The sequence below is a fragment of the Sphingopyxis chilensis genome, assembly GCF_035930445.1.
Classification (GTDB): Bacteria; Pseudomonadota; Alphaproteobacteria; order Sphingomonadales; family Sphingomonadaceae; genus Sphingopyxis; species Sphingopyxis chilensis.
The window spans coordinates 3254666-3278519 of sequence record NZ_CP142394.1 but is presented as its reverse complement, the minus strand read 5'-3'; the positions used below and the strand labels follow the sequence as shown (position 1 = coordinate 3278519).

Genomic DNA, 23854 nt, shown 5'->3' with positions numbered 1-23854 from the left:
ATGTGCCCCGGCGAAAGGCGGGGGCCAGAAAGCTTACGCTAACCTGGCATATTTCCGCACTGGGCCCCGGCTTTCGCCGGGGTGCACGACCGGCAGCTCACCACCTCAAGCCCGCCATTCACGCATTCCGCGCCATCAGCCCGCCATCGACCGGGATCACGGCTCCGGTGATATAGCTCGCCGCCGGCAACACGAGACTCAGCGTCACATGCGCGACTTCCTCGGGCTCGCCATAGCGACGGAGTGCGGTGCGGCGCCGCGCGAAGACGGCTTTGTCTTCATCGGGCACCTTGTCGGTCATGCCGGTGCGGATCGGGCCGGGGCAGATGCAGTTGACCGTGATCCCCGCTTTGCCGAAATCGACCGCGAGGCCGCGCGTCAGTCCGACCACGCCCGACTTGGCGGCGACATAAGGCGTATCGCCCGGCGTCGCCCCAAGGCCTTCGGTCGAGGCGATGTTGACGATGCGCGCGGCGTCGCTCTGGCGAAGCCAGGGCAGCGCGGCGCGGACCATGCGCTGATGCGCGGTCAGCATCACGGCGATCGCGCGGTGCCAGATCGCTTCATATTCGTCCTCGGCATCGAGCGGGCAAAAGCTCGAGACTCCGGCATTGTTGATCAGGATGTCGATGCCGCCGAAGCTTGCCGCGATATCGGCGACGACGCGCTTGATCGCGTCGCCGTCGGTGACGTCGAGCGCGAAGGCCTGGGCGCCCGCGCCGGCTTCGGCCACAACCGCTTCGCAGGCGGCGAGGTCGAGATCGGTGACCGCGACCTTCGCGCCTTCGCTCGCAAGGAGCAGCGCGGTCGCGCGGCCCATGCCGCTCGCTGCGCCTGTGACGATCGCGACGCGGCCGGCGACCGAGCGCGAGCGATCGGGCGCGCGTGTCACCTGAACGGCGGTTCGTTGAACGCGCGCAATTTGCGGCTGTGGAGCTTGGCGCCTTCGTCGCGCATCGTCTCGCACGCGCGAATGCCGATCTGGAGATGCGCGGCGATCGCTTCTTCATAGAAGCGGTTCGCCTGTCCGGGCAGCTTGAGTTCGCCGTGGAGCGGCTTGTCGCTGACGCAGAGCAGGGTGCCATAGGGGACGCGGAAGCGATAACCCTGCGCGGCGATCGTCGCCGATTCCATATCGATGCCGATCGCGCGCGATTGCGAGAAGCGCAGCGCGCTGTCGGTGTAGCGCAGTTCCCAATTTCGGTCGTCGGTGGTGACGACGGTGCCGGTACGCATGCGCTTCTTGAGGTCGGCGCCGCTGGTGCCCGAAACCGATTCGGCGGCGGTCGCCAGCGCGACCTGCACTTCGGCGATCGGCGGGATCGGAATTTCAACCGGCAGGACCGCGTCGAGGATATGGTCGTCGCGGAGATATGCGTGCGCGAGCACATAGTCGCCGATGCGCTGGCTCGGGCGCAACCCGCCGCAGTGGCCGATCATCAGCCAGGCCTCGGGCCGCAGCACCGCCAGATGGTCGCAGATCGTCTTGGCGTTCGACGGGCCGACGCCGATGTTGACGAGCGTGATGCCGCCGCCGCCCTCCGCGATCAAATGATAGGCGGGCATCTGGTGCCGCCGCCACGCGCTGTCGGCGACAAGCGCGCTGGCGTTGACGCCCGGCTGGTCGACATAAAGGCCCGCCGCGCCCGCGAGCGCGGTGTAGCGGCCCTGCCCGACCTGCGATCCCGCCCAGGCGACGAATTCGTCGACATAACGGTGATAGTTGGTGAACAGGATATAGCGCTGAAAATGCTCGGGCGCGGTGCCGGTGTAGTGGCGGAGGCGCGCGAGGCTGAAATCGGTGCGGAGCGCATCGAACAGCGCGAGCGGCTGCGACGCCGTGGGGTCGGCGCCGAACAGGCCGTCGGCGAGTTCGTCGCCGATGTCGGCGAGCTCGGTGGTCGGGAAATGGCGCGCGAGTTCGAGCGGGGTGACCCCGCCCATGTCCGAGCCGTCGCTGGCGTCGAGCACATAGGGGAAGGGGATCTGCTGTCCCGTGCGCGTCACCTCGAGCGTGATGTCGTAGTGGCGCGCGAGGAGCATGAGCTGGTCGCGCAGATAGTCGGCGAAAAGGTCGGGGCGCGTGACCGTGGTTTCGAAGACGCCCGCGCGTTCGAAGCGGCCGAAGGAGAGATTATGGCCCTTCTGCCCTTCGCGCTGTTCGCCGGTGGTAGTCAGGCGGATCGCCGGATAGTCGAACAGGCCCTTCGCCGCGGCGTTGGCCGGCGGCAGCGTGCGGTCGCGGACATAGGCGGCGATGGCGGATTTGAGATTGGAAACCGAGGTGCGGAACTTGTCCTGAAGCTCGGCGATGATCCCTTCGACGAGGGCGGTGGGATCGGTGGTTTCTTGCGATGAGCTGGATGTCATCGCGTCGCTGTTGCACGAAATTGTGACAAAAGGGAAGGGGGTGGACGCCGTCGCGGCCTCTCCCGCTCGTCATCCCGGACTTGATCCGGGATCTATCGATCGAGGCTGGCTGAACGGGCCCCGGACCAAGTCGCGGGGACGAAGAGTGGAGGGGCAGCGCGCCATCGCGCCACCCCTCCCGATCTTCAGAGCTGCTCCAGCATATGGTCGGCGCTCGACACCTTGAATTCGCCGGGGGCTTCGACGTTGAGCTGTTCGACGACGCCGTCGTTGACGATCATCGAGAAGCGCTGACCGCGCTGGCCCATGCCGAACGCCTTGCCGTCCATGGTCAGGCCCACGGCTTCGGCGAAATCGCCATTACCGTCGGCGAGCATCGTGACGCTGTTGCCGGCATCGGCGCTCTTGCTCCACGCGCCCATGACAAAGGCGTCGTTGACCGCTGTGCAGACGATTTCGTCGACGCCTTTCGCTTTCAATTCATCGGCCTTGTCGACGAAGCCGGGCAGGTGCTTGGCCGAGCAGGTGGGCGTGAAAGCGCCGGGCACCGAGAAGAGCGCGACCTTGCGGCCCTTGAAATAATCGGCGGTGTTGACCTGTTCGGGGCCGTTTTCGGTGACCTTTACGAAGGTCGCGTCGGGGAGCTTGTCTCCGGTCTGGATCGTCATGGTCGGCATCCTTTCGCTTTGACGGGGAGTTTTGGTGGCGGTGACATCGGGTGCGCCCGTCACCAAGTCAAGCGCGGCCGGCGATTTGATCGAAAAGCTGGACCGCATCGCCGCAAGGGAGCATGGTAACGCCCATGGACACAGACCCCACCTGGTTCACCGGCCAGCTGTTGCTGGCGCTGCCGGGGATCGGCGATCCCCGTTTCGAGCATTCGGTGATCGCGATGATCAGCCATGACGAGGACGGCGCGATGGGGATCGGCGTCGGCGAGCCGATCAACGGCATGACCGTCGGCGCGGTGCTCGACCAGCTCGAGATCGACCATGAAGAGCCGCTCGACCAGCCGGTCTTCCTCGGCGGGCCCGTCGAACCGTCGCGCGGCTTCGTCCTTCACAGCCGCGACTGGGGCGGGCAGGAGGCGGTGCAGGTCGGCGATCGCTGGATGGTATCGAGTTCGCACGACATATTGCGTGCGATCGGTGAAGGGCGTGGCCCGTCGCGCTGGCTGGTGGCGCTCGGCTATGCGGGATGGTCGCCGGGGCAGCTCGAGGGCGAGCTGGTGCGCCATGGTTGGCACGTCACCCCCGGCAGCGACGGCCTGTTGTTCGAAACGCCGCCCGCCGAACGATGGCAGGCGGCGTTTGCCGAAGCGGGAGTGGACGCCCGCCTGTTGACGACCGAAGGCGGGGAAGCCTAGCGCGCGAGCGCGAGAAGCGGCTTGCCCTGATTGAGGTTTGCGAGCGCGGTGCGCGCGGCCCAGCGCGAGTCCATATAGCGACCGCTGGCGAGCTCGAGATCGTAGCGGATCGGGCTGGCGATCGCGGCATCGTAGGCCGCCGCGGCGTCGGTGGTGCGGCCCAGACGAGCATAAGCGGTGCCGAGATTGATCAGTCGCGACGGGTCGCGGGCGTCGAGCGTCGTTTCGCCGGTCAGCTTGTCGACCGCGGCCTCATTCTCGCCGGCCTTGAGCTCGGCGAAGGCAACCGGCAGTACATCCGAATCGGCCTGGGGCGCGGTGACGACGACGATCGATTGCGCCGCAGCGGGGCTCGCGAAGGCGAGGGCAACGAGCGGCAGCAGAAATTTTTTCATCCTTGTATCTCCCCGAAAACTTGAATTGATTTTCTCGCGCATCCGGAAAATTGTCAATATTTTCGGGACTTTGTAACACTGATGTCACAAAGTCGAATTATGCTTCTCGCAAGCCGCATTATAAGTCCGGTTTTTCAGAATCTTGGCTTTTGCGACTCCGTGTCACAATTGGGTCCGCCCGATTGTCACAATTGACGCACGCAAAATTTATTTTTGCGGCCGGTGCGTTTTTGCGCCGCCGATTCGCATGTTCGCGCAAGCCGATGAGGCGTGCTGCGGATGTGATATAAAGAAAAGTTTATATTTGATCGGGCGCGCCGTTTCGGCTAGGGCGCGCAAGAAAATTTCGTGGCCGCTCGCCTGCGGTCGATATGCCAATATGGAGAATTCGCCGTGGCCACTCTCGCCGCCGACACCCGCGATTATGTCGTTGCCGACATCGGTCTCGCCGATTTCGGGCGCAAGGAAATCAACATCGCCGAGACCGAAATGCCGGGCCTGATGGCGCTGCGCGCCGAATATGGTGCCGCGCAGCCGCTGAAGGGCGCGCGCATCACCGGCTCGCTGCACATGACGATCCAGACCGCGGTGCTGATCGAGACGCTGACCGCGCTTGGCGCCGAAGTGCGCTGGGCGACGTGCAACATCTTCTCGACGCAGGACCATGCCGCCGCCGCGATCGCCGCGACGGGCGTGCCGGTGTTCGCGGTGAAGGGCGAGAGCCTGGCCGATTATTGGGACTATGTCGGCCGCATTTTCGACTGGGGTGTGGAAGATGGCACGACGTGCAACCTGATCCTCGACGATGGCGGCGACGCGACGATGTTCGCGCTGTGGGGCGCGAAGCTCGAAGCCGGCGAGACGATGCCCGCGCCGGAGAATGAGGAAGAGATCGAGATGCAGCGCGCGCTGAAGGCGTTCGTTGCGGCCAACCCCGGCTACCTGACCAAGACGGTCAAGGCGATCAAGGGCGTGTCGGAAGAAACGACGACCGGCGTCCACCGCCTGTACCACATCGCGAAGAAGGGCGAGCTGCCCTTCCCCGCGATCAACGTCAACGACAGCGTCACCAAGTCGAAGTTCGACAATCTTTATGGCTGCAAGGAATCGCTGGTCGACGCGATCCGTCGCGGCACCGACGTGATGCTCGCGGGCAAGGTCGCGACCGTCGCCGGCTTCGGCGATGTCGGCAAGGGCTCGGCGCAGTCGCTCCGCAACGGCGGCGCGCGCGTTCTCGTCACCGAAATCGACCCGATCTGTGCATTGCAGGCAGCGATGGAGGGCTTCGAGGTCGTTACGATGGACGAGGCCGTCAAGCGCTCGGACATCTTCGTCACCGCGACCGGCAACGCCGACGTCATCACCGCCGAACATATGGCGGCGATGAAGAATATGGCGATCGTCTGCAACATCGGCCACTTCGACAGCGAGATCCAGATCGCGGCACTCGCCAATTACAAGTGGACCGAAGTCAAGCCGCAGGTCGACCTGGTCGAATTCCCCGACGGCAAGCAGATCATCATCCTGTCGAAGGGCCGCCTGGTAAACCTCGGCAACGCCACGGGCCACCCGTCGTTCGTGATGTCGGCGAGCTTCACCAACCAGACGCTGGCGCAGATCGAGCTGTGGACGCGCAGCGAGCAGTATCAGAACGACGTTTACGTCCTGCCCAAGCATCTCGACGAAAAGGTCGCGGCGCTGCACCTCGAAAAGCTCGGCGTGAAGCTGAGCCAGCTCAGCCAGAAGCAGGCGGATTATATCGGCGTGCCGGTCGAGGGACCGTTCAAGCCCGACCATTATCGCTATTGATCCCATTCCGACATCCCGGCCTTTGCCGGGATGTCGATGGTGGACGGGGACTTCGGTCTTCGAACGAAAACTGTGGACGGCGCGCCCATCGGATGATGCGGCGCGCCGATCCGCGCTGACATGCGATTGAAACATGACTCCATCGCCTTTAGGGCAGGCGATCATGCGCGCGGGACATCCGGACAAACGAGGACTTGAGGCGGGATGAGCGGCACGCTTTCCCCGACCTTGCTGTTCGCGCTCGGCCTGTTCGCGGCGCTGTGGTTGCTCGCCGGATTGTGGGCGACGCTGCGCGGCATCGCGATGCAGCGGCGATCGGCGTTCGTCGCCGGGCAGGCCGAACGACTCGCGAGCCTCGTCGACGCGTCGCCGCAGCTTCCCGTGATCGTCCGCGCCGACTGGCGGATCGAGGCGAGCGAGCGGCTCGGCCGCTGGCTGGGCCTCGAACGCGGGCCACGCAATTTCGACGAATTGCGCGGGCTCGGCAGCGGGCTCGACGCGCAGGCGCACGACGCGCTGCGCCAGGCGATCATCGGCGCGCAGCGCGGCGCGAAACCCTTTGTGTTGAGCCTGAAGCCCGACGGCAGCCAGCGCACGATCATCGTCCATGGCGCCGCCGCGCCGCAGGCGGTCGGCGGGGCGGGCAGCGTGCTGCTGTGGCTGAGCGACGCGACCGACGGGCAGCAGGCGCTCGCCCACGCGCGGCAAGAGCGCGACGAGGCGATGGCGGCGTTCGAGGCGCTGTCGGGGCTGATCGAGGCCGCGCCCTTCCCGATGTGGTTCCGCGACACCGACCTGTCGCTTGCACTCGTCAACGGCGCTTATGTGCGCGCGGTCGAGGCCAAGGGCGCCGCGGCAGTGATCGACGGCGGCATCGAGCTGTGCGAAATCGTCGCGGGGGTGAGCGCCGCCGACGCCGCCGACGCCGCGCGCGCCGCCGGGTCCGCGCAGATGCGCACGATCCCGGTGACGATCGAGGGCGAGCGGCGGATCATGCGCGTCGTCGACGTGCCGCTGGCGCCCGAGGGTGGGCGGGTGATCGGCGTTGCGGGCTATGCGATCGACATCCAGGAACTCGAAACCGAGCGCGGCGCGCACCGCCGCTTCGTCGATACACAGCGCGAGCTGCTCGACCGGTTGTCGGCCGCGGTCGCGCAATTCGGACCCGACCAGGGCCTCAATTTTGCCAACCTGCCGTTCCGCCGCCTGTTCGGGATCGAGGCCGACGACGTCGCCGAGGCACTGCCCTTCGCGCGCCTGCTCGACGCCTGGCGCGAACTGGGGCGGACGCCCGAGGTGCGCAACTATCCCGAATGGCGGCAGGCGCATGTCGACTGGTTCGCGCAGCCCGAGGCGAGCGAGGAGGACTGGCTGCTGCGCGACGGCACGCATCTTCACGTCGTTGCCCAGCCGACCCCCGACGGCGGGCTGCTGCTGATCGCCGAGGACAAGACCGAGCAGGTGCAGCTGGCGGGTGCGCGCGACACGTTGCTGCGCGTGCGCACCGCGACCTTCGACAATCTGTTCGAGGCGGTCGCGGTCTTCGCGCCCGACGGGCGGCTGCATTTGTGGAACCAGCGTTTCCGCCGCCTATGGGGAATCGACGAGCCGACGCTCGCGGCACATCCGCGCGTCGACGCGCTGATGAGCGGGCTTGCCGACCGGCTCGCGAAACCGAACCAGATCAGCATCGTGCAGGAGGTTATCCGCGCGGCAACATTGGAGCGGCAACAGCGCGTCGGCGAGGTCCGCTTCGCCGACGGGCGTCATTTCGACTTCGCGTCGATCCCCTTGCCCGACGGCAATGCGCTGCTCATCATGCTCGACATCACCGCGAGCCGGAAGATGGAAGGCGCGCTGCGCGAACGCAACGAAGCGCTCGAGGCGGCCGACAAGGCCAAGACCGCCTTCCTGTCGCGCATGAGCTATGAACTGCGCACGCCGCTCACCTCGATCGGCGGCTTCGGTGAGATGCTCCAGGCGGGCTATGCCGGCAAGCTCGGCGACCAGCAGCGTGCCTATATCGATGCGATCATGGATTCGGTCGGTGTGCTCGGCCGCCAGATCGACAATGTGCTCGACCTCGCGCAGGGCGAGGCGGGGACGCTCGCGATCGAGCGCGCGCCGGTCGATATCCGCGTGCTGCTTGAGGACGCGCTCGCCGACGCGAAGGGCTTTGCCGATAGCGAGAAGGTCGAGCTGGTCGGCAATATCTCGGCGGACCTTGGCACGATCGAAGGCGACGCGCCGCGGCTGTCGCGGCTCGTCGCGGGGCTGCTCGACAATGCGGTGCGCTTTACCGCGCCGTCGCGCAAATCGGGCGCGCGCGTGCTGCTCCACGCCGACGGCGACGCGCGCGGCGTCGACATCATCGTGTCCGACAATGGTCCGGGGATGCCCGAAGCCGCGGCGGCGGTCGCCAAGGGGCAGCGCGCGGGCACCGCGACTGGCGGCATCGGCCTGGCGCTTGCGCGCCAGCTCGTCGCGGCGCACGGCGGGACGATGGAAGTGGTGAGCGAAGAGGGGCAGGGCACGCTCGTGCGGATCAGCCTGCCGCGCGGCGCATGACAGGGTTTTCCTTGCGCTACGACCTCGACGAAGCCGAGCGCATCGGCGCCACGATCGGGGCGGCGCTGACGGCGGGCGACGTCGTGCTGCTGTCGGGGGACCTTGGCGCGGGCAAGACGACGCTGGCGCGCGCGATGCTGAAGGCGCGCGGGCTGGCGGGCGAGGCGCCGAGCCCGACCTTTGCGATCGTCCAGCCCTATGCACCGCCCGAAGTGGACTTGCCCATCGCGCATGTCGACCTGTACCGGATCGAGGGCGCGGACGAGCTGATCGAACTGGGGCTCGACGACTATCTCTACGACGGGGCGTTGCTGATCGAATGGCCCGAGCGGCTGGGGAGCGAAAGCTGGCCGGGGGCGCTGAACCTCCGGATTTCGGGCGAGGGCGACGCGCGCGTCTTGACAGCCGATGTGCCGGCGGCTTGGGGAGCAAGATGGCCGCTCCGATGATTCCGCCCGCTCATGCGCCCGCCTTTCTCGCCGCGCATGGCTGGGGCGATGCCCAGATATTGCCGCTCGCGGGGGACGCCTCCTTCCGCCGCTATTTCCGGGTCGTCGATCAGGGCCGGCAGGCGGTGCTGATGGACGCGCCGCCGCCGCACGAAGACCCGCGCCCCTTCATCGCGGTTGCGGAATTCCTCTGCGAACAGGGGCTCAACGCGCCGACGATCCTCGCGCGCGATCTGGAGCGGGGCCTGCTGCTGATCGAGGATTTCGGCGACGTGCGTCTGCGCGAAACGGTCGACGAACAGCTCAACAAGGAGGCCGGATATTATGCGGGGGTGACCGACCTGCTCGTCCACCTTCACGCGCGGCCGCCGATGGAGGGGTTGCCCGTACACGGGATCGAGCAGTGGCTCGACGAGGTCATGCTGTTCACCGACTGGTATTGCCCGGCGTTCGATATTCCGGCCGACCGCGATGCGTTTCGCGCGGCGTGGGCCGAGGTGCTGACGCCGGTCGAGCAGGACGGCCTGCCGCGCGTCACCGTGCTGCGCGATTTTCATGCCGAGAATATCATGCTGGTCGAAGGACAGCAGGGGATCGCGCATTACGGCTTGCTCGATTTCCAGGACGCGCTCGTCGGCCACCCGGCCTATGATCTCGCTTCGGTGCTCGAAGATGCGCGGCGCGATGTAAGCCCGCCGGTCGAGGCGGCGATGCTCGCGCGCTACCAGGCGGTGACGGGGCGCGACATCGAGCGCGCCTATTGGGCGCTCGCCGCGCAGCGCAACACGCGCATCCTGGGCGTTTTCGTCCGGCTGTGGAAACGCGACGACAAGCCGCATTACAAGAGTTTCCAGCCGCGCATGTGGGGGCTGCTCGAACGCGATCTCGCGCATCCGGCGCTTGTCCCGGTTCGGCAATGGTTCGACGCCAATGTTCCCGCTTCGAAACGCGCGGCGATATGGAAGGCGATGGCGACGTGACGGTGAAGATCGAAAGCGCGATGGTGATGGCCGCGGGGCTCGGCAAGCGGATGCGCCCGCTGACCGCGACGCGCCCCAAGCCGCTCGTCCGCGTCGCGGGCAAGGCGCTGATCGACCATAGCCTCGACCGGATCGAGGCGGCGGGCGTCGAGCATGTCGTCGTCAACGTCCATTATCTCGCCGACGCGCTCGAAGCGCATCTGGCGGCGCAGAAGCGCAGCTTCAGCATCGCCATTTCGGACGAGCGCGACCTGCTTCTCGAAACCGGTGGCGGCATGGTCAAGGCGCTGCCGCAGCTTACCGGCGACCCGATCCTGATCGTCAACAGCGACAATATCTGGACCGACGGGCCGCAGGACAGCATCCGTCACCTCGCGCGCCACTGGGACGGCGAGCGGATGGACGCGTTGCTGCTCGTGATCCGGCAGGCGAGTGCGACGGGGCATGGCGGACGCGGCGATTTCCATATGGACGGCGACGGCAAGCTGTCGCGCCGCAAACCGGGGCGGATCGCGCCCTTTGTCTACACCGGCATCCAGCTCATCTCGCCGCGCCTGCTCGCCGACGCGCCCGATGGGGCGTTTTCGACGAATATATTATGGGACCGCGCAATCGCGGCGGGGCGACTTTATGGGTTGTCGCATATGGGGCAGTGGTTCGACGTCGGCAGCCCGGCGAGCATCGCGCCGACCGAAGCGGCGTTGAGTGAGGTTTGACCGCCTTATTTCGTCATTGCTTCGCTGCGCTCGCAATGACGCAGTTTGAATCCGATGGCTGACGCCAAACCCACCGTCTTTTCCATCCCCGTCCAGCGGGCCTTTGCCGATGCGCTCGCGGCGGGGCTGATCGACCGCTATGCCGACGGCGCGCTGGGGCTTGCGCAAGGCTTGATCGTGCTGCCGAGCAACCGTGCGCGGAGTGCGGTACAGGCGGCGTTTGTGCGCGCGGGCGGCACGGGGCTGTTGATGCCGCGGCTCGTCGTGATCGGCGACGCCGACCTCGACGAAAGCGTCGCGCTCGCGCTCGACCCGATCGACGAGAGCGATGCGATTCCGCCCGCGATCGATGCGCTGAGGCGCCGGCTGATGCTGGCGGCGCTGATCGAGAGATATAATCCCGCGGGCGAGGAGCCGATCACCGGCGCCGCGGCGTTCCAGCTCGCTGAGGGGCTGGGGCGGGTGATCGACCAGCTGCATTATGAGGAGGTCGCTCCCGCGCGGCTCGCCGATATCGAAAACGCGCTCGGCGATCTCGCCGGGCATTGGCAGGCGTCGTGGCGGCGGCTGTCGCTGCTCGTCGACCAATGGCCGGTGATGCTCGCGGCGACGGGGCATATCGACCGCGCCGACCGCCGCAACCGGCTGCTCGATCGGGTGAGCAAAGGGTGGCGGGTGGCGCCGCCCGCGCGTTTCGTCGTCGCGGCGGGTGTGACCACCGCCGCGCCCGCAATCGCGCGGCTGCTGCGCACCGTCGCCGACCTGACGGGCGGCATAGTGGTGCTGCCGGGGCTTGACCTTGGCATGGCTGGCGAAGAGTGGGAGGCATTGGGGCCGGTGAAAGCCGACCCCGATAAGCCCGGAGAGCGCCCGCTCGAAACGCATCCGCAATATCATCTGAAATTGCTGCTCGGCCGCATGGGCGTGTCGCGCGACGAGGTGCAATCATGGGACGCCGCGTCGCCGTTCGACGGCCCCGACGCGCGCTCGCCCTTCACCTCGCTGCTCTTCGCGCCCTCCGCCTTCACGGCGCGCTGGCAGCAAGCCGGCGACCTGAGCCCCGGCATCGCCGGGGTCAGAGCGGCGGTGTTCGCCGACGACGGGCAGGAGGCGCAGGGGATCGCGCTGATGATGCGCCATGCGCTCGAAACGCCGACGCGCACCGCGGCGCTGGTCACCCCCGACCGCGCGCTCGCGACCCGCGTCGCGGCGGCGCTTGCGCGCTGGGACATTTCGGTCGACGACAGCGCGGGGCAGCCGCTGGGCCAGGCGCCGCCGGGTGCGCTGCTGCTCGCGCTGACGGAATTCGCGGCGGCGTTCGATCCGGTGCGATTGATCGCGCTTCTCGGGCATCCGCTGGTGCGCGCGGGCGAAGCGCGGCTCGGTTGGCTCGACCAGGTGCGGCGGCTCGACCTCGTGCTGCGCGGGCCCGGTCTGGTTCCGGGCTGGGGCGGCGTGACGGCGCGGATTGCCGAGCGTGCCGCCGATCCCAAAGCGCGCGGCTATGCTGAGGCGCAAGCCATCGCCGATTGGTGGGCGGATGTTGCGACGGGACTCAGCGCGGCGCTCGCGCCCTTCACAGCCGGCGTTCCCGCACCGCCCACGGTGCTGCTCGATGCGTTGCAGGCGGCGCTTGGCTGGTTGACCGGTGACGCCGTGTGGACCGGGCATGCCGGGCGCGCGCTGTCCGAATTGTTCGACCGCTGGACGCTGGCGAGGGGCGCCGGCCCGGCGCTCGTCGCGCCTGCCGACTTCCCCGCGATGCTCGCCGACCTGCTGTCGGGCGAGAGTGTCCGGCCACCCTATGGCGGCCACCCCCGCCTGTTCATCTGGGGCCTGCTCGAAGCGCGGTTGCAGCGCGCCGATGTGATGATCCTCGGCGGGCTCGACGAAGGGCGCTGGCCGCAGCAGCAAAGCCCCGATCCATGGCTCGCGCCCGGCATCCGCCGGATGCTCGGGCTGGCGGCGCCCGAGCGCCAGCAGGGCGCGGCGGCGCATGATTTCGCGGGCGCCTTCGCGGCGCGCGAAGTGGTGGTGACGCGCGCAATGCGCAGCGGCGGCGACCCGGCGGTGGCGTCGCGCTTCTGGCTGCGGCTCGCCGCGCTCGCGGGGGAATTGCCCGAGGCACGGCTGGACGGCGCGAGCGTCACCGCGCTCGCAGCCGCGCTCGACGTGCCGCCGGGCGCAAGCGAACCGGCCGACAGGCCGCGCCCGGCGCCGCCGCTCGCCGCGCGGCCGACCCGGATCAGCGTCACCGGGGTCGATCAGCTCGCGCGCGATCCCTTTGCCTTTTATGCGGCCAAGATTTTGCGGCTGAGTGAACTTGACCCCTTGAGCAGCGGTCCCGATGCGAAATGGTTCGGTATCCGCGTCCATAAATTCCTACAGGACTGGCAGACGGCGGGGCTGACCGAAGCCGCGTTCGACGCCGAGCTGGCGGCGCTGCGATCCGACCCGGCGCTCGATTCGCTTGCGCGTGCTTTTTGGTTGCCGAGGATCGAGCCGTCGCTGCGCTGGGCGGCGGAGCGCGTCTGGGCAGAGAGGGTGGAGGGGCGTGAGCCGATTGCTACCGAGGCGACCGGGGTGCACGAGATGGAGGGTATCCGCCTGACCGGAAAGGCGGACCGCATTGATAGATTGAAGGACGGCAGCCTCGCGGTCGTCGATTACAAGACCGGGGCGGCTCCGAGCGGCAGCGCAGCGTTCGACGGGCTCGATAACCAGCTTGGCCTGCTCGGCTTGCTCGCCGAAATGGGGGAGGTCGAGGGCGTTTCTGCGGGGTCGATCAATTCCCTCGAATATTGGAGCCTTAAGGCGGACCGCGCCAAGGGCACCAACGGCAGTGTTGCGCCAACGCACGGGGGGCGTCGCAAACTCAAAACAGCCGAGGATGCAGTCGCCCGCGCCTATGACGCCTTCGCCGAACTCACCGCCGCTTATTTGCTAGGTGACGGGTCTTTCGCACCCGGGGACAGCGCCAAGCGTTATGCCGATTTCGACCAGTTGATGCGCCGCGACGAATGGTTCGGGCGCGGTGACGCCGACGATCGCGCGGACGAGGAGCGGCCGATATGATCGACCCCGACAAGCTATTGAAAATGCTCGATCCGGGACAGCGCGCGGCGGCGCGGCCGGGCGACCATGTCTGGCTGGGCGCGTCGGCGGGAACGGGCAAGACGCAGGTGCTGTCGGCCCGCGTGCTGCGCCTGATGCTGGAGGGCGTGTCGCCCGAGGCGATCCTGTGCATCACCTTTACCAAGGCGGGCGCTGCCGAAATGGCGCACCGCATTCACGAGCGGCTGGCGATGTGGGTGCGGATGGACGATGGCGACCTGCGCGCCGAGCTTCAGGCATTGGGGCTCGACCTCGACCTGATCGGCTATGATCGCGGCGTCCCGGCGCTGATGCAGCGCGCGCGATCCCTGTTCGCGACGGTGATCGACAGCCCCGGGGGCGCCGTTCGCGTCCAGACGATCCACAGCTTTTGCCAGACCCTGCTCGCGAGTTTCCCGCTCGAGGCCCGGATACTGCCGGGGTTTCGCGCGCTCGAGGATGGCGAGGCGGGGGCGTTGCAGCGCGAAGTTCTGGGCAAGTTGCTGGCGCAGCCGGGCGCCGACGGCGATCTGATGCGCGGCATCGCCGCGATGCTGTCGCGGCGGCTGGGTCAGGATGCCGCTATCGCCTTCCTCGCCCGCTGCGCGAGCTGTTTCACCGCGGCGAATAGCCCGCGCCTGGCGCCCAAGGCGCATGATTTGCGGACCGAGCTTGGCCTGCCGCATGGCGATCCGGTGAAATGGCAGGCGGCGGCGCTGGCGGGCGGCGCGATCGCCGATGGTGACATTGCCGCGGTCGCCCTCAGCGGGCGCGATTGGGGGACGAAAACGGGCGAGGCGCGCGCGGCGATCATGGACGACTGGTCGCGCGCCGATGCGGGCGGCCGCGCCGCGATGCTGGCCGCTTTGCGCGGCTGCTTCCTGACCGGGACCGGCGACATGCGCGCCGATTATGTGAAGGACAAGGGCGGCATGCGCGGTTGCCTGAGCGCCGCCGAACGCATCGTTGCCGCGACGGACGAGTTGCTGGCGACCGCCACCGCGATGCAGGTTGCCGACGATCTGGCGGCGGCTTGGGATCTGGGCAGCCGCTTCGCCGAAGCCTATGCGCTCGCCAAGCGCGAGAAAGGCTATGCCGATTTCGACGATCTGATCAGCATCGCCGGCCACCTGCTCGCCATCGGCGATTTCGGCGAGTGGGTGCGCTTCAAGCTCGACCAGCGCACCGACCATATATTGGTCGACGAGGCGCAGGACACCAATGCCCGGCAGTGGGCGATCATCCTGTCGCTGGCGGCGGAATTTTTCGCGGGGCTCGGCGCCAAGGACGATCGGGTGCGTACGATGTTTTCCGTCGGCGACCGCAAGCAGGCGATCTTCGGCTTTCAGGGCACCGAACCCGCGGCGTTCGAGGCGGCGCGGTTCCGCTTTGGCGAGCGGGCCATCGCGGGCGGCAGGCCGTTCGAGGATGTCGACCTCGACACCAATTACCGATCGAGCCCCGCGGTCCTCGACGTCGTCGATGCCTGGATCGCGGCGGGTGCGCCCGAATTGATGGGGCTGGCGAGCGACGAACCCCCGCACATTCCCGCCGACTTCAACCAGGATCGCGCGGGCCGCGTCGAATTGTGGGAGCCATTGCCGGTCGGCAAGGCGATCGATGCCGGTGCGGGCGATGGCGAGAGTGACGGCGATGGCGACGAAGGCGAAGACGGCGCAGGACCCGGCGACTCTTTGGTGGCGGCGAGCGATCCCGCCAGCCTGCGCCTGTCGCGCGCGATCGCCGACGAGGTCCAGGACTGGATCGAGCATGGCAAGGACGGCCGGAGCGTCGCGCCGGGCGATATATTGATCCTCGTCCGCCGCCGCCGTGATCTTGCGGCACGGATCGTCGCGCGGCTGCAATCGCGGCACGTGCCGGTCGCGGGGGTCGACCGCTTTTCGCTGACCCAATCGCTCGCGGTGCAGGACCTGCTCGCGGCGATGCGCTTTGCAGTCCAGCCGCTCGACGACCTTAACCTTGCGAACTTGCTCGTCTCGCCGCTGCTCGGCTGGACGCAGGACGATCTGTTCCGTTTCGCCCATCGCCGGAAGGGCCGCGCCCTGTGGGAAGAATTGCGCGCCCGCGAAGGCGAAGCCCCGCCCGAAACGATGGCAGCGCTGCGCGGATGGCTCGGGATGGCCGACTTCACTACGCCCTTTCGCTTCCTCGACGCCTTGCTGTCGGGGCCGCTCGACGGGCGCCGCAAGCTCTATCGCCGGCTGGGGCGCGAGGCACGCGATCCGATCGATGAACTGCTCGGACAGGCGCTCGCCTTCGAACGGCAGGAGGCGCCCTCGCTGCTCGGCTTCCTGGCGCACATCGCCGCCAGCACGGCCGATATCAAGCGCCAGAGCGAGGCGCGCAGCGATGTCGTGCGGGTGATGACGGTGCACGGGTCGAAGGGGCTGCAGGCGCCGATCGTCATCCTCGCCGACGCCACCGACGATCCGCGGCCACGGCGGCTGAGCTTCGACCTGTCGATGGGGGAGTGGGAGAAATTGCCGGTGTTCGCGCTCGGCAAGGAGGAACGCCACGGCGCTATCGCCAAGGCCTATGACGACAAGGACGCGGCCGAGCGGCAGGAGCATTGGCGACTACTCTATGTCGCGATGACGCGCGCCGAGGAATTGCTGGTCGTGACCGGCATCACCAAGACCGCCGATCGCAGCCTGCCCGAGCATAATTGGCACAGCGCGGTCGAAGCGGTGATGGCCGATATGGGCGCCGACTGGCAGGATGCGGGGCCGCGCTGGGGCCGCAAGCGCGTCCACGCGGTGCAGCCGAAGAAATGGGCGCGTCTGCCGAAGGACAAGGCACGGCAGGCACCGGCACCGGTCGCGGTGCCGCACTGGGCGACGAAACCCGCCCCCGAGGAAGCGCGCCCGCCGCGCCCGCTCGCGCCGTCGGCGCTGGGCGAAGACGATGTCGCCTCTCCGCCGCAGGGGGGCGATCGCGCGGCGGCGGTCGAGCGCGGGCTGTTACTCCATGCGCTGTTCGAACGGCTGCCGCCGGTGGCGTCCGCGCGGCGGCGTATCGCGGCCGGGCGTTGGCTGAAAGGGCAGGCGGCGCCGCTCGACGATGCCGCGCGCGCGGCGGCGGTCGACGAGGTGCTTGCGGTGCTCGACGATCCGGCGCACGCGGCGCTGTTCGGACCGGGGAGCCTTGCCGAAGTGCCGCTATCGGCCGTCGTCGATGGCGTCGTCGTCGCGGGGATCGTCGATAGGCTGCTCGTCACCGATGACGCGGTGACGGTGGTCGATTACAAGACCGGGCGCCATGTGCCGGCCAGCGCTGCCGACGTCGCGCCTGCCTATCTGCGGCAGATGGCCGCCTATCGCGATGCGCTGGCGGCGATATTTCCGCGGCGCCGCATCGAGGCGGCCTTGCTTTATACCGCGGCGCCGCAGCTGATCCGCCTTTCCGACGCCTTGCTCGACGCGCACAAGCCGGGCTTGCGCGCAACCAAGGCGAATTTGCCGGGTTCAGCCCTTGAGCCCGACGCGCCGACGCCTTAGCTTGAGGACAACAGAGTTTCAGGAGTTCTGACTATGGGTACCAAAGCGATTACCGACGCGAGCTTTCAGGCCGACGTCATCGACAGCGACACCCCCGTGCTCGTTGATTTCTGGGCCGAATGGTGTGGCCCGTGCAAGATGATCGGCCCGGCACTCGAGGAAATTTCGGACGAACTGGCCGGCAAGGTGGTGATCGCCAAGCTCAACATCGACGACCATCCCGACGCGCCGAGCAAATATGGCGTGCGCGGTATCCCGACGATGATCCTGTTCAAAAACGGCGAGATCGCCGACACCAAGGTCGGCGCGGCGCCGAAGAGCGCACTCAAGGGCTGGCTCGAAGGCGCGCTTTAAGGGCTGATCCTTCTTTCCTGAATTGTCATCGCGGCCTGCGCCGGGATGATGATCGGGACAGGAAGGATTGCTAGATCGCGCCCGCCTCGAACTGCTTCACGGCGTAATCGGCGGCGCGCGCGGTCAGCGCCATGAAGGTGAGCGACGGGTTTACGCACGAGATCGAGGCCATCTGCGCGCCGTCGGTGACGAACAGATTGGCGGCATCATGCGCCTGGCCCCATTTGTTGAGGACCGACCGGCGCGGGTCGGCCGCCATGCGCGCGCCGCCCATTTCATGGATGGCGTCGCCGGGCACATGCTCGCTGCGTCCGCTGGTGACGTTGGTGAGGCCGGCCCGGCGCAGCATAGCCTCGCCTTCGCTGCGCGCGTCGTCCATCATGCGGATCTCATTCTCGCGGAAGGTGACGTCGAAGCGCATCAGCGGGATGCCGAAGCGATCGACCTTGTCGGCGTGCAGGCTGACGCGATTATCCTCGTAGGGCAGGCATTCGCCGAACGCGCCCATGCCGAATTTCCAGGGGCCATAACCGCGCATGCCGTGCTTCATCGACGCGCCGAAGCCCTTGGGCGGCAACGGATCGCGCCGCGCGCTGCCCTGATAGCCATAGCCGCGCTTGAAGCCGATCCCTTCCTCGCCGCCGACGTTGCGGAAGCGCGGGACATAGACGCCGCCGGGGCGGCGGCCATATTCGATATAATCGGTCATGCCCGGAATGTCGCCCGAGATGCCGACGCGAAAGATATGGTCCATCACATAGCGGCCCAAAGTCCCGCTCGCGTCGAAATGGCTCTTGGCCGTTCCCGGAATGCGCGAGTTCATCAAGATCTGGGTCGAAGCCATCGCCGAGGCGCAGAGGAAGACGAGGCGCGCCGGTATCACTTCCGCCTGCCTGGTCTTCGCATCGACCACGCGCACCCCGGTGACTTTCTTCGTCTTCGGATCATATTCGAGGTTGGAGACGACGGCGTCGGAGCGCAGCGTCAGCCGCCCGGTCGCGCGCGCTGCGGGCAGGGTGACCGCCTGCGTCGAGAAATAGGCGCCGAAGGAGCAGCCGCGCCCGCACTGGTTGCGGAACTGGCATTTGCTGCGCCCCTGGTCCTCCTTGTCCTCGGTCATGTTCGACAGGCGGGTGTTGATCAGCTTGCGCCCCGGCGACGTCGCCTCGAGCCGTTCCTTCACCCATTTTTCGGCGACGTTCATCTGGATCGGCGGTTGAAAGGCGCTGTCGGGTAGCTGCGGCAGATTTTCGCGCGATCCCGACACGCCGATATAATTTTCGACATAATCGTACCAGGGCGCGAGGTCGTCATAGCGGATCGGCCAGTCGATCCCGACATCCTCGCGCTTGTTCGCCTCGAAATCCTCAGGGCTCCAGCGGAAGCTCCAGCGCCCCCAGATCAGCGACTTGCCGCCGACCGCGCCGGGCCGGATCCAGTAGAATTTCTCGCCCTCGCCATAGGCATAGGGATTGACCCGGTCGTTGTTGTAGAATTTCCGGTTCGACGGAGAGACATAGCCATGCTTGGCGATAAAATAGTCGCTGTCCATCAGCGCCTTGGGCATCATGTCGCGCGCCGGGACCTCATAGGCCGGCTTGCCGTCATAATCATAATCGCCATGCTCGACCATCACCCCGCGGTCGAGCATCAGCACCTTCAGGCCCTTCTCGGTCAATTCCTTCGCGGCCCATCCGCCGCTCACTCCGGAACCGATGACGATTGCATCGAACTGGTCGGTCATATCTTATCCTCGAATATCGGTTATGCGCGGAGGCGGCTGAGCGTGGTGAAGCTGGTCCGGATGTCGGGCAGATAGGGCGCCGGCGACTGATCATTCTCGACATAGAAATGCCGGACGCCGGCGACGGCATTGAGCGTGAAGATGTCGGCGAAATCGATCACGCCCTTGCCCACGCTGGTCATCTTGCCGTCGATGGTGCGATCCTTGACGTGATAGGCGTAGATGCGGCCGGGCAGACGCCGGATGATCGCCTTCGGATCCTCGCCCGCGGCGATGGCCCAGAACAGGTCGAGCTCGAGCCCGACGAGCGTCGGGTCGGCATCGGCGATCAGCGTGTCGAACAGGCTGACGCCGTCCGGCTTCACGGTGAACTCGAAATCATGATTGTGATAGGCGAAGCCCAGTCCGACCTTCTTGAGCCGCTCGGCATAGCGGTTGAAATCGGCGACGGCGGCCTTCCAGCCCTCTGCATTGCGGTGCGTGTCGGCCATATAAGGGACGATCAGCGTGTCGGCGCCCAACGCCTTGGTCATCGCGACCGCGCCGTCGAAATCGCTCGCGAGCGTTTCATACCCGACATGGATCGAGGGCGAGGTCAGCCCCAGCCGGTCCATCGTCTTGCGGAGCGCGGCATGGTCCATCTTGTCGTAACCGCCGCCGCCATATTCCACCTCGCGATAACCGATAGCCGCCACTTTCTCGAGCGTCCCCATCGGGTCGTTCGCGAAGAGTTCGCGCACCGTATAGAGCTGGATGCCGATGGGTTTTGCCTTGAGGCCCTTCGCCATCAGCGGTCCCGCTGCGAACGTCGTTGCCAAGGCCGCGCCGCCCGCCATCCATTGCCGCCTGCCGATCATCATGACGAAAACACCTTCTTGATCTCGGAATAGGGATAGGCACCGTCGTAGCGCCCGGGGACGGGCAGATATTCACGCTCCTGCGTGATGCCGACCTCCGACGTGAAATAGCCGGTGAGCACGAGCTGGCGGAACTTGTCGAAAAAGTCGGCGCCGCCGGCGATCTTGTCTTCCATCGCCAGCGTAAGCAGCGCGTCCTGCTGCGCCGGCATCGCCTTGTCGGCCGCGACCTTGTATTCGGTGCGGCTCTGCACCTCGATCGCGTCGAGCCCGGCGAGGATCGGTTTGCGCTCGTCGGGGCTGGCCCAGTCGGCGAGCAGCTTTTCGATAAATTCGGGAACGCCGGCCGCGATCGCGCCGGGCGTGTCGGTGGTCGGCATCACCCGCTCGCTGAGCGCGGTCATCAGTGCGCGCTGCTGTGCGCTGAACACGGGCGACGAGGGCGGACCGCTACTGATCGGCGTCACCTGCACGGCGGCCGCGCGCGCGATCGGTGCGAACAGGCTGGCGCCGAACATCGCGGCCATGCCGGCGAGCGCGTCTCTGCGATCGATGATCATTTCACCTCGCCTTCGAAGTCATAGCTCGCCGCGGCTTCGGGAAGCGGGCGCACCCAGATGTTGCGGAAAGAGACCGGGGAATGATGGTCCTGGAGCTGGATCGGCGCGGCGTTGCCGTGCGCCTCATATTCGGCAACCTTGCGCCAGACCGTGCTGCCGAGCCACGGCTGGCGGTTCTGCACGAGCACGCCGTTGAGGAAGGCGGTGACATAGGCCGGGCGCAGCAATTTGCCGTCGGGCCCGAAGCGCGGGCGCTCGAAGACGATGTCATAGCTCTGCCACTCACCCGGCGGCCGCGAGGGGTTCACCAGTGGCGGCTTCCACGCATAGATCGCGCCGACGGTGCCGTCGGCGTAGGTCGGGTTCTGGTATCCGTCGAGGATCTGGAGTTCGTAGCGCTGCATGAACCAGATGCCGCTGTTGCCGCGATCCTGCGATGTCTTGGCGGGCGGATTGGGTGAGGCGAATTCGAGGTGGAGCTGGACGTCGCCAAAGCTTTGCTTGCTGACCAGCGCATTCTCGCCGCCGCCGTCGGCGCGCGGCACCGACGTCGCCGCGCCGTTCCTGACGATCCACGGCGTCGCCTGCGCCTGCCACGCATCGAGCGATTGGCCGTCGAACAATATGATGGCGTCCGAGGGCGGGGCGCCCGGAACATCGCCCGGCGTCACCACCGTCGGATGCGGACGGTCGGAATCGTGCACGCGCCATTCCCCGCCGGGCAGCATCGGCGTGTCCTTGAACCCCGGCTTCTCCTGCGCGGTGGCGGGATTGCCCGCCGCCACGGCGGCCGCGATGGCCGCGCCCCATGCGAAACGCTTCACTTGCTTCTCCCTCATGCCGCGTCGATCGCGCGATAGGCGGCGATCAGCCGCTCTTCGCCCGCGCGACCTTCGACCGAATTGCCATGTTCCATGCCGATCACGCCCGCGAAATTCTTCGCGCGGAGCCAGCGGACGATATTGCGATAATTGATCTCGCCGCTTCCGGGCTCGTTGCGCCCCGGATTGTCCCCAAACTGGATATAGCCGATCTCGTCCCAGCAGGTGTCGAGCGTGTTGATCAGATTCCCGGCCTGGATCTGCTCGTGATAGAGGTCCGCGAGTATCTTGATCGCCGGGCTGTCGACGGCGCGTGCGACGGCATAGCCCTGCGGCACCGTCGACATAAAGACGCCGGGATGATTCACCAGCGTATTGAGCGGCTCCATCACCATGACAAGGCCATGCGGTTCATAGATTTCGGCCGCGCGGCGCAGCACGTCGATCACGCGCGCGGTCTGGATGTCGACCGGCAGCTTGCGGTCCATGAAGCCGGTGACGATCGTCATATGCCGGGCATTCAGCCGCTTTGCGACATCGACCGAAGCCCGGATATCGGCGAGGAAGCGTGTGCGGTCGCCATCGTCGTTGCCGCCCAATAGCGGTCGGAAATCGCCCCAACGCGGCATGCTGGCGACGAACACGCCCATCGTCATGCCACGCTGATCGAGCGCGCGCGCCATCGCACTCTGGTCGGCGATGGAACGCGTGGCGGCTTCATTATCTTCCCACGCGGTGAAGCCCTGATCGGCAGCAAAAGCGATCTGTTCGAGGCGGTTGCCCCTGCTCTTGAAGCTGCCTTCGTGCGGGGCGTATTTCAGCGAAAATCGGGACGCACCGGATGACGTCGCGCCGTTCGCGGCCGTCGCGGCGCCGGCCGTCGCGGCGCCGACCGCCGCGACGGCCGCGCCCGCGAGCACGGTCCGGCGCGACAGGTTCATGCCGCCTCGCCCGCGAGCGCCGCGCGCGACTTGCCGCGTTCGCGCAGCCAGATGAAGCCGAACACGGCGAGGAGGATGAGCGGAAGGATCGCGAGCCGCTGGAAGGACAGCGACGCCGCCGCGTCCTCGACCGCCAGCTTGGCGGCACCGGTCAACCGCGCGAAGGCCTCGGGACCTCCGGCGAACTCGACCTTCGCCCGGTCGAACATCGCGCCGAGTTGCGGCAGCACGAAGAAGCTGGCGAGCGCGCCCGCCGATCCGACGAGCCCCATCGCCCACGAACCGCCGCGCGGATAGCGTTCGGCGACCGAGGCGAGCATCGTCGGCCACATCACGCAGACGCCGAGGCCCCAGACGGTCGAGGCGAGGATTGCCGCGACCGGTGACTGCGCCTGGCTCAGCATGAACAGGCCGATCGCCGCGAGCAGGCTCGACACCCAGAGCAGCCCCGGATTCGAGATTTTATTGGCGAGGCGCCCCGCGAAATGGCGGAAGACGAACATCAGCGCGTTGACATAGACGAGCAGGAGGATGCCGCGCATGCCGACGCGGTTCGACAGGGCGACGTCGATCCACTGCCCCGGCGCCAGCTCGGATGCCGCGGTCAGGAACATTGCGCCGAACCAGATAAAGAAGCTCGGGCGGCGAAACACCTCGCCCATCATCTCGCCGAAGCTGACGCCGCTTTGCTCACGCAGCGGCGGCGGGAAGGTCGTCGTCGCGGCGATGATCACGGTCACGGCGGCGGGGATCATCACCAGCGCCATGATCCCCTGCCACGGCAGCGCCGCCGACAGGAAGAAGCCGGCGAGGCCGCCGACGATGATACCACCGGGAAACCAGGCATGCAGCACGTTGAGCCGGTGGGTCGTATCGTCGGGATAGAGCTGCGCGGTCAACGGATTGATCGCGGCCTCGGTCAACCCCCAGCCGATACCGCTGAGCAGCATGCCCGTCCATACGAGCCAGTAGATCGTCATGCCGGTCGCGACATGGCCCGCGGTGACGATCATCAAAGGGCCGAGGATGAAGCATAGCCCGGCGCCGGCGAGACACCGCTTCATCCCGATCTGGTCGAGCAGCGCGCTCGCGACGAACAGCGTGATCGCAAAGCTGAGGAAGGCGGCGCCGAGCGCGGCGGCGACCAGTTCGCCGGCCTGTAGCGGCGCGATCGGGTCGATCCATTCGGTCTTGAGCCCGCTGGCGATCGCGCCGCGGATCGCGAGGCTCGCCGCGGCGGTGAACAGCGCGAGCACGCCCAGCCAGAACAATCGTCCCTTGTGCAATGTCGTCATCCTGCGTCCCCTTTTATT

Annotated in this window: 19 protein-coding genes; 9 read left to right on the top strand and 10 right to left on the bottom strand. The window is 67.1% G+C overall.

Features of this window, described 5'->3' with window-relative positions; translation table 11 throughout:
• Nucleotides 1–118: 118 nt before the first annotated feature.
• The 3 genes from VSX79_RS15300 to VSX79_RS15290 all read right to left on the bottom strand — a co-directional run bounded on the left by VSX79_RS15300 (nucleotide 119) and on the right by VSX79_RS15290 (nucleotide 3038).
• Nucleotides 119–892 carry an SDR family NAD(P)-dependent oxidoreductase gene (locus VSX79_RS15300; protein WP_326913779.1) on the bottom strand — a complete coding sequence of 258 codons (774 nt, stop codon included), beginning with the start codon at nucleotides 890–892 and terminating at the stop codon, nucleotides 119–121.
• Nucleotides 889–2370, bottom strand: coding sequence for an AMP nucleosidase (locus tag VSX79_RS15295; RefSeq protein ID WP_179493930.1), 1482 nt, complete (start codon nucleotides 2368–2370; stop codon nucleotides 889–891). Before VSX79_RS15295 ends, VSX79_RS15300 begins: the two co-directional genes overlap by 4 nt.
• Nucleotides 2371–2555: 185 nt before the next feature.
• Complete coding sequence (locus VSX79_RS15290) at nucleotides 2556–3038, bottom strand: peroxiredoxin (protein ID WP_179493932.1); 483 nt, start codon at nucleotides 3036–3038, stop codon at nucleotides 2556–2558.
• A 134-nt stretch (nucleotides 3039–3172) separates the two neighbouring features.
• On the opposite strand from VSX79_RS15290, the gene VSX79_RS15285 reads away from it, so the two are divergent.
• Nucleotides 3173–3736, top strand: coding sequence for a YqgE/AlgH family protein (locus VSX79_RS15285; protein ID WP_179493934.1), 564 nt, complete (start codon nucleotides 3173–3175; stop codon nucleotides 3734–3736).
• Here the strand turns inward: VSX79_RS15285 and VSX79_RS15280 are convergent.
• The gene (locus tag VSX79_RS15280; protein ID WP_179493936.1) at nucleotides 3733–4131 is read right to left on the bottom strand and encodes a hypothetical protein; all 399 of its coding nucleotides are present in this window, start codon (nucleotides 4129–4131) and stop codon (nucleotides 3733–3735) included. The two genes, VSX79_RS15285 and VSX79_RS15280, sit on opposite strands and share 4 nt — an antisense overlap.
• Nucleotides 4132–4524: 393 nt before the next feature.
• On the opposite strand from VSX79_RS15280, the gene ahcY reads away from it, so the two are divergent.
• From ahcY to trxA, 8 genes are all read left to right on the top strand, one after another.
• Nucleotides 4525–5940: an adenosylhomocysteinase gene (gene ahcY / locus VSX79_RS15275; RefSeq protein WP_326913778.1), complete on the top strand. Its 1416-nt coding sequence runs from the start codon at nucleotides 4525–4527 to the stop codon at nucleotides 5938–5940.
• Between the two features lie 204 nt (nucleotides 5941–6144).
• On the top strand, nucleotides 6145–8508 hold the full coding sequence (locus VSX79_RS15270) for a PAS domain-containing sensor histidine kinase (RefSeq protein WP_326913777.1): 2364 nt from the start codon (nucleotides 6145–6147) through the stop codon (nucleotides 8506–8508).
• Nucleotides 8505–8957 (top strand): tRNA (adenosine(37)-N6)-threonylcarbamoyltransferase complex ATPase subunit type 1 TsaE, encoded by a 453-nt coding sequence (tsaE, locus tag VSX79_RS15265; RefSeq protein ID WP_179493942.1) that lies wholly within the window; start codon nucleotides 8505–8507, stop codon nucleotides 8955–8957. Before VSX79_RS15270 ends, tsaE begins: the two co-directional genes overlap by 4 nt.
• Nucleotides 8954–9937, top strand: a complete 984-nt coding sequence (locus VSX79_RS15260) for an aminoglycoside phosphotransferase family protein (protein ID WP_179493944.1) — start codon at nucleotides 8954–8956, stop codon at nucleotides 9935–9937. Before tsaE ends, VSX79_RS15260 begins: the two co-directional genes overlap by 4 nt.
• The gene (locus VSX79_RS15255; RefSeq protein WP_326913776.1) at nucleotides 9934–10653 is read left to right on the top strand and encodes a nucleotidyltransferase family protein; all 720 of its coding nucleotides are present in this window, start codon (nucleotides 9934–9936) and stop codon (nucleotides 10651–10653) included. Before VSX79_RS15260 ends, VSX79_RS15255 begins: the two co-directional genes overlap by 4 nt.
• A gap of 54 nt (nucleotides 10654–10707) precedes the next feature.
• Entirely contained in the window at nucleotides 10708–13728 is a 3021-nt protein-coding gene (addB, locus tag VSX79_RS15250) for a double-strand break repair protein AddB (RefSeq protein ID WP_326913775.1), read from the top strand.
• On the top strand, nucleotides 13725–17264 hold the full coding sequence (addA, locus tag VSX79_RS15245; RefSeq protein WP_326913774.1) for a double-strand break repair helicase AddA: 3540 nt from the start codon (nucleotides 13725–13727) through the stop codon (nucleotides 17262–17264). The genes addB and addA overlap by 4 nt, the downstream gene beginning before the upstream one ends.
• Nucleotides 17265–17297: 33 nt before the next feature.
• Complete coding sequence (gene trxA / locus VSX79_RS15240; RefSeq protein ID WP_179493952.1) at nucleotides 17298–17618, top strand: thioredoxin TrxA; 321 nt, start codon at nucleotides 17298–17300, stop codon at nucleotides 17616–17618.
• Nucleotides 17619–17688: 70 nt separating this feature from the next.
• Here trxA and VSX79_RS15235 read toward each other — a convergent pair whose 3' ends face one another.
• The 6 genes from VSX79_RS15235 to VSX79_RS15210 are packed head-to-tail and all read right to left on the bottom strand — an operon-like array spanning nucleotide 17689 to nucleotide 23836.
• On the bottom strand, nucleotides 17689–19362 hold the full coding sequence (locus tag VSX79_RS15235) for a GMC family oxidoreductase (protein ID WP_326913773.1): 1674 nt from the start codon (nucleotides 19360–19362) through the stop codon (nucleotides 17689–17691).
• A 20-nt stretch (nucleotides 19363–19382) separates the two neighbouring features.
• A complete protein-coding gene (locus VSX79_RS15230) occupies nucleotides 19383–20222 on the bottom strand; it encodes a sugar phosphate isomerase/epimerase family protein (RefSeq protein ID WP_326913772.1) in 840 nt (279 codons plus the stop codon).
• A complete protein-coding gene (locus VSX79_RS15225) occupies nucleotides 20219–20779 on the bottom strand; it encodes a gluconate 2-dehydrogenase subunit 3 family protein (protein WP_326913771.1) in 561 nt (186 codons plus the stop codon). The genes VSX79_RS15230 and VSX79_RS15225 overlap by 4 nt, the downstream gene beginning before the upstream one ends.
• Complete coding sequence (locus tag VSX79_RS15220) at nucleotides 20776–21603, bottom strand: 3-keto-disaccharide hydrolase (RefSeq protein WP_326913770.1); 828 nt, start codon at nucleotides 21601–21603, stop codon at nucleotides 20776–20778. Before VSX79_RS15220 ends, VSX79_RS15225 begins: the two co-directional genes overlap by 4 nt.
• 11 nt (nucleotides 21604–21614) lie before the next feature.
• On the bottom strand, nucleotides 21615–22541 hold the full coding sequence (locus tag VSX79_RS15215) for a hydroxypyruvate isomerase family protein (protein ID WP_326913769.1): 927 nt from the start codon (nucleotides 22539–22541) through the stop codon (nucleotides 21615–21617).
• A complete protein-coding gene (locus tag VSX79_RS15210) occupies nucleotides 22538–23836 on the bottom strand; it encodes an MFS transporter (protein ID WP_179493964.1) in 1299 nt (432 codons plus the stop codon). Before VSX79_RS15210 ends, VSX79_RS15215 begins: the two co-directional genes overlap by 4 nt.
• Nucleotides 23837–23854: the final 18 nt, after the last annotated feature.

What these genes read in the sequence shown, in the direction of transcription:
- VSX79_RS15295 (WP_179493930.1), bottom strand. Translation starts at nt 2,370, where the DNA reads ATGACATCCAGCTCATCGCAAGAAACCACCGATCCCACCGCCCTCGTC.
- VSX79_RS15290 (WP_179493932.1), bottom strand. Translation starts at nt 3,038, where the DNA reads ATGACGATCCAGACCGGAGACAAGCTCCCCGACGCGACCTTCGTAAAG.
- VSX79_RS15285 (WP_179493934.1), top strand. Translation starts at nt 3,173, where the DNA reads ATGGACACAGACCCCACCTGGTTCACCGGCCAGCTGTTGCTGGCGCTG.
- VSX79_RS15280 (WP_179493936.1), bottom strand. Translation starts at nt 4,131, where the DNA reads ATGAAAAAATTTCTGCTGCCGCTCGTTGCCCTCGCCTTCGCGAGCCCC.
- VSX79_RS15270 (WP_326913777.1), top strand. Translation starts at nt 6,145, where the DNA reads ATGAGCGGCACGCTTTCCCCGACCTTGCTGTTCGCGCTCGGCCTGTTC.
- tsaE (WP_179493942.1), top strand. Translation starts at nt 8,505, where the DNA reads ATGACAGGGTTTTCCTTGCGCTACGACCTCGACGAAGCCGAGCGCATC.
- VSX79_RS15260 (WP_179493944.1), top strand. Translation starts at nt 8,954, where the DNA reads ATGATTCCGCCCGCTCATGCGCCCGCCTTTCTCGCCGCGCATGGCTGG.
- addB (WP_326913775.1), top strand. Translation starts at nt 10,708, where the DNA reads ATGGCTGACGCCAAACCCACCGTCTTTTCCATCCCCGTCCAGCGGGCC.
- addA (WP_326913774.1), top strand. Translation starts at nt 13,725, where the DNA reads ATGATCGACCCCGACAAGCTATTGAAAATGCTCGATCCGGGACAGCGC.
- trxA (WP_179493952.1), top strand. Translation starts at nt 17,298, where the DNA reads ATGGGTACCAAAGCGATTACCGACGCGAGCTTTCAGGCCGACGTCATC.
- VSX79_RS15235 (WP_326913773.1), bottom strand. Translation starts at nt 19,362, where the DNA reads ATGACCGACCAGTTCGATGCAATCGTCATCGGTTCCGGAGTGAGCGGC.
- VSX79_RS15230 (WP_326913772.1), bottom strand. Translation starts at nt 20,222, where the DNA reads ATGATGATCGGCAGGCGGCAATGGATGGCGGGCGGCGCGGCCTTGGCA.
- VSX79_RS15225 (WP_326913771.1), bottom strand. Translation starts at nt 20,779, where the DNA reads ATGATCATCGATCGCAGAGACGCGCTCGCCGGCATGGCCGCGATGTTC.
- VSX79_RS15215 (WP_326913769.1), bottom strand. Translation starts at nt 22,541, where the DNA reads ATGAACCTGTCGCGCCGGACCGTGCTCGCGGGCGCGGCCGTCGCGGCG.
- VSX79_RS15210 (WP_179493964.1), bottom strand. Translation starts at nt 23,836, where the DNA reads ATGACGACATTGCACAAGGGACGATTGTTCTGGCTGGGCGTGCTCGCG.